Here is a 4725-nt window from a genome sequence, read left to right on the forward strand (position 1 = left end):
CGAAGACACACTTGAAGGCGCAACTGGCGCGGATGAATCCGTCTGTTGGCAATGAAGACCCCATCAGTGATTCATTACGGCAAGAAATTCGCCAGTTGCGGGCTAGTCGATGATCCTGTAGGAATTCCTGATGACCTCGAATTCCTGGCGATACCTGTCCTTTTCGCTGGCCTTGGCATACCAGCGCAGGAAATAGGCTTTGCCCTTGTGCAGGGTGAAGATCTCCCTCACGGTGCGCCGCTTACTGCCTTCGGGCGTATAGGAATAGGTGACTTCCCAGGCCGGATAGTCCGACAGGGTGGTCCTGGTGGAGGTCACTTCATATTCAGGGCCGATGGAGGTGGCGTCATACCAGGATTTCATGGCTTGGGCGTGAAACGCATCCAGAGGGACATCGCTGGGCAACCTGCCTTCGAACAGATCGGAAATGGAAGAGCTGGAAGCGGTGATGCCGTCGTAGTCGTTTCTGGGCTCCGGATTCATGTTGTAGGTGCCGCCAATGGTCATTTCCCGGTGCCAGATTTCAGGCGCCAGCAGGGAAATTCCCAGTGTGTTGTTGGTATAGGTCACATAGCCTTTGACATCGTTGGCTGAGTTGCTGCCGTAATCCGACACCAGGTTGCAGGCGCTGAGCAAAAAGGACAGCAACAAGCTGCCCAGAAAGACAGTAAACTGCTTCACGGCTACAGTCCCAGCTTCTTTTCCAGATAATGGATATTGGCGCCACCGGCCTCAAAACCCGCATCCCGCATGATGTCTTCCTGCAGGGGGATGTTGGTGAGTATGCCTTCGATGACCATTTCCGACAGTGCGGTCTGCATGCGGGCGATGGCCGATTCCCGGGTCTCTCCCCAGGCGATGAGCTTGCCGATCATGGAATCATAGTAGGGCGGCACGTTGTAGCCGTTGTAGATATGGCTGTCGAAACGGATGCCGGGACCACCTGCCACGTGCAGCTGGTTGATCGGACCCGGACTGGGCATGAAGTTCTCCGGATTCTCGGCATTGATGCGGCATTCGATGGCATGACCACGCAGGCTGATGTCTTCCTGCCTGTAGGCCAGTTCCTTGCCGGCAGCGATACGGATCTGCTCCTTGACGATGTCCACACCGGTGATCATTTCCGTGACCGGATGTTCCACCTGTATGCGGGTGTTCATCTCGATGAAATAGGATTCGCCGTCTTCATACAGGAATTCGAAGGTGCCTGCGCCACGGTAGCCGATCTTGCGGCAGGCTTCGGCACAGCGGTTGCCGATTTCCTGGCGCAGCGCTTCCGAAATGCCGGGAGCCGGCGCTTCTTCCACCACCTTCTGGTGACGGCGCTGCATGGAGCAGTCGCGCTCCCCCAGGTGGATGGCATGACCGTGGGTATCGGCCAGGATCTGGAATTCCACGTGGCGGGGATTGCCGAGGAATTTTTCCATGTACACGGTTTCGTTGCCGAAAGCCGTGCGCGCCTCTTCCTTGGTGAGGCTGATGGCGCTGATCAGGGCGGTTTCGGAGTTGACCACGCGCATACCCCGGCCGCCACCACCGCCGGCGGCCTTGATGATGACCGGATAGCCGATCTCCCGGGCCAGCAGGATACTGCGCTTTTCATTGTCATCGATCTCACCGTCGGAACCGGGTACCGTGGGCACGCCGGATTCCTTCATGGCTTCGATGGCGGTGATCTTGTCGCCCATGAGGCGGATGGTTTCAGGTTTCGGGCCAATGAAAATGAAACCACTCTGTTCAACACGCTCGGCAAAGTCCGCGTTCTCTGAAAGAAAACCGTAACCGGGATGAATGGCGTTGGCATCGGTGACCTCGGCGGCGCTGATGAGAGCGGGCACATTCAGGTAACTGCCGGCGGAAGCGGCCGGGCCGATACAGACAGATTCATCGGCCAGGCGCACATGCTTGAGATCGCGGTCAGCTTCGGAATGTACCGCAACGGTCTTTATACCGAGTTCGCGGCAGGCGCGCTGGATACGTAGCGCGATTTCACCACGGTTGGCTATGACGATTTTTTCGATCATCGCTGCTGCCTCACTCAATGATGAACAGAGGCTGGTTGTATTCCACCGGCTGACCGTTTTCCACGAGAATGCGTTTGACCACGCCGGATTTGTCCGATTCGATCTGGTTGAGGATCTTCATCGCCTCGATGATGCAAAGGGTATCCCCTGCGCTGACGCTCTGGCCCTCATTGACGAAAGGCTTGGCGCCGGGATTGGGAGCGCGGTAGAAAGTGCCCACCATGGGGGAGTGAATGATATGGCCTTCCAGTTCCGGCTCCTGCTTTTCCTCGGTTTCGGCAGCAGGAGCGGAGGCAGGAGCAGCAGCCACGGCGACGGGAGGAGGCGGCAGGGTACCGTGGCGGTTGATGCGTACCGATTCCTCGCCTTCGTGTATCTCGATTTCGGCAATATCGGAGGCTTCGAGGAGCTCGATGAGTTTCTTTACCTTGCGTATATCCATGAAATTATGACCCTGTATCTGTGGGTGCGCCAAGGTGTCTGTCGGCTGCCTGCAGGGCCAGTTCATAGCCCAGGGCGCCCAACCCGCTGATCACGCCCACTGCCACATCAGAAAGATAGGAGTGATGGCGGAATGCCTCGCGGGCAAACACATTGGAAAGATGCACCTCTATAAAAGGAATGTTCACACCGAGCAGAGCGTCCCTCAGGGCGACGCTGGTGTGGGTAAAGGCGGCGGGGTTGATGAGGATGAAATCCACACCATCGCGGCCGGCCTGATGAATTCTGTCGATGAGCTGGTGTTCTGCGTTGGACTGAAAGAACTCCAGCTCATTTCCCTGGGTCATGGCAAGACTCAGCAGCGCTTTCTCGATATCCGACAGGGTGACTTGCCCATAGTGGCCGGGTTCCCGGGAGCCCAGAAGATTGAGGTTGGGTCCGTTGATTACCAGAATCTTGCTCATCGAAAACCGGGTCCAGAAAAGTTAATTGTCGGGAACTGCGCTGATACAGCGTTTAATTTCTGCAATTCTGCGCTAATCTGGAAATTATGTCCAGCAATGGAGCGGATTCGTTTTTGCTGTTTCAGCCATTCGCCGGGTACCGGGCCTTTCAGCGGTGTTTTTCTGCTTTTGAAATACACCAAGATCCTGATTTTCCGCGATCCCGGATAGCGCGTTTTGTAGATCGGGATTCAGCCCCGCAACCGCCCACCTGTCCCCGCCCAAGGGTTAAAGTAGGTAGGATGCGGTTCGTACCTCACCGCATCCTACCCGGCCGTTATCGTTCATAGGTTCCAGCCAGGTGTAAAAACGCTTTATCCAAACACGTGATGTCCCGAGAAAATCCTTTGAAAACAGCAAGCAAGCGCGGGATCATGCAATTTGTAAATTTCCTGTCTATATTTATGATAATAGCCCTTAAACTATAAAGCTACGGAGTAAAACACCATGAATCGCTACCTGCTTGTTGTCATTCTTTTATGCACCCTGTCCGCCGTGTCCGGCGCCCGCGAGTACCGGCTCGACACGTTGCTGCCAGAAGCCCCGTCCGGCGCCCCCGCCCAGGTGGTGGTTACACTCTACCGGCAGGCCGAAGGGGGTGAGGCGCTGGAGACCCACCTGCTGCCGCAAAGCCAGTGGCGAATGGAGGCGGGGGATACAGCATCGCACCTGCAGGGCATCATCGATACCGACCTGCCCTTGCCCCTGTGGGCGGAAGTGCGGGTGAATGATGAGGTGCTGGCCGATCGCGCCGCGCTCAACGCTCCGGGGGATTTGACCGCCGCCGGGGAGATCCACAGCCAATCCGGATTCCGTTTCCCCGACAACAGCGTGCAGACTTCGGCGGCCAATACCGCGGCGCTGGACAAGGTGCTCGGGGGCACGGGCAGTTGCGCCGCCGGCTCCAGCATCCGCGCCATCGATGCCAGCGGCAACGTGACCTGCGAGCCCGACGATGTGGGCGGCGGCATCACCCGGATCGATACCGGTGCTGGACTCACCGGCGGGCCGATCACCACCAGCGGCGCCATCAGCGTGGCCGACAACGCCATCACCGGGGCGATGATCCAGGACAACACCATTGGCACAGCGGACATCCGGGACAACACCATTGGCGCAGCCGATATCGATACCAACCAGGTGCAACGCCGCGTTACCGGCAGCTGTCCCATCGGTTATCTCATGACCGGCATCAACGCCGACGGCAGCCTGCAGTGCCAGGGGGTGCATGTACTGGTGCCGCGCCGGCTCTATACAGTGACGGTGGACAGCGCGGGCGATGTGGGCTGGCACACCGCCCTGGCCTTGGATGCCAGCGGCCACCCGGTGATCAGTTATTATGATTCCACCAACGATGATCTCAAGCTGGCACACTGCAACGATGCCAGTTGCACCAGCGCCACGCTCACCACGGTGGACAGTGCGGGCAATGTGGGCTATTACACCTCCCTGGCCCTGGACGCCAGCGGCCAGCCGGTGATCAGCTATAATGATGTCACCCACGGTGATCTTAAAGCTGGCGCACTGCAACGATGCCAACTGTGCCAGCGCCACCTTCACCACGGTGGACAGTGCGGGCAGTGTGGGCTATTACACCGCCCTGGCGCTGGATGCCAGCGGCCAGCCGGTGATCAGCTATTTAGTTTAGCGTAGAAACCCACGTCCTTAGGACGTGGTCATGAGTGATAGGCTCAGCCTGTCACGACTGATACGGCCCATGTTACAACCCGAAACTGAGTTGTCCCCACAACTGAATT

Annotated in this window: 6 protein-coding genes; 1 reads left to right on the forward strand and 5 read right to left on the reverse strand. The window is 57.9% G+C overall.

Going from position 1 to position 4725, the window contains the following annotated elements:
- Positions 1-102 precede the first annotated feature (102 nt).
- From ACOCD2_RS12725 to ACOCD2_RS12745, 5 genes are read right to left on the reverse strand one after another with little or no spacing between them, the layout of a single operon-like run.
- Positions 103-681, reverse strand: coding sequence for a hypothetical protein (locus ACOCD2_RS12725; RefSeq protein WP_293648055.1), 579 nt, complete (start codon positions 679-681; stop codon positions 103-105).
- Between the two features lie 2 nt (positions 682-683).
- On the reverse strand, positions 684-2024 hold the full coding sequence (gene accC, locus ACOCD2_RS12730) for an acetyl-CoA carboxylase biotin carboxylase subunit (RefSeq protein ID WP_293648053.1): 1341 nt from the start codon (positions 2022-2024) through the stop codon (positions 684-686).
- A 10-nt stretch (positions 2025-2034) separates the two neighbouring features.
- A complete protein-coding gene (gene accB, locus ACOCD2_RS12735; protein WP_293648051.1) occupies positions 2035-2466 on the reverse strand; it encodes an acetyl-CoA carboxylase biotin carboxyl carrier protein in 432 nt (143 codons plus the stop codon).
- 4 nt (positions 2467-2470) lie between these two features.
- Positions 2471-2929 (reverse strand): type II 3-dehydroquinate dehydratase, encoded by a 459-nt coding sequence (gene aroQ, locus ACOCD2_RS12740; protein ID WP_293648049.1) that lies wholly within the window; start codon positions 2927-2929, stop codon positions 2471-2473.
- Positions 2926-3111, reverse strand: a complete 186-nt coding sequence (locus tag ACOCD2_RS12745) for a hypothetical protein (protein ID WP_293648047.1) — start codon at positions 3109-3111, stop codon at positions 2926-2928. The genes aroQ and ACOCD2_RS12745 overlap by 4 nt, the downstream gene beginning before the upstream one ends.
- A gap of 304 nt (positions 3112-3415) precedes the next feature.
- On the opposite strand from ACOCD2_RS12745, the gene ACOCD2_RS12750 reads away from it, so the two are divergent.
- Entirely contained in the window at positions 3416-4621 is a 1206-nt protein-coding gene (locus ACOCD2_RS12750) for a hypothetical protein (protein ID WP_293672763.1), read from the forward strand.
- Positions 4622-4725: the final 104 nt, after the last annotated feature.

It is taken from the genome of Thiolapillus sp., assembly GCF_048562965.1.
Lineage (GTDB): Bacteria > Pseudomonadota > Gammaproteobacteria > Chromatiales > Chromatiaceae > Thiolapillus > Thiolapillus brandeum_A.

Excerpts from the sequence above, each read along its gene's own strand:
- accC (WP_293648053.1), bottom strand. The coding sequence starts at position 2,024 with ATGATCGAAAAAATCGTCATAGCCAACCGTGGTGAAATCGCGCTACGT.
- accB (WP_293648051.1), bottom strand. The coding sequence starts at position 2,466 with ATGGATATACGCAAGGTAAAGAAACTCATCGAGCTCCTCGAAGCCTCC.
- aroQ (WP_293648049.1), bottom strand. The coding sequence starts at position 2,929 with ATGAGCAAGATTCTGGTAATCAACGGACCCAACCTCAATCTTCTGGGC.
- ACOCD2_RS12750 (WP_293672763.1), top strand. The coding sequence starts at position 3,416 with ATGAATCGCTACCTGCTTGTTGTCATTCTTTTATGCACCCTGTCCGCC.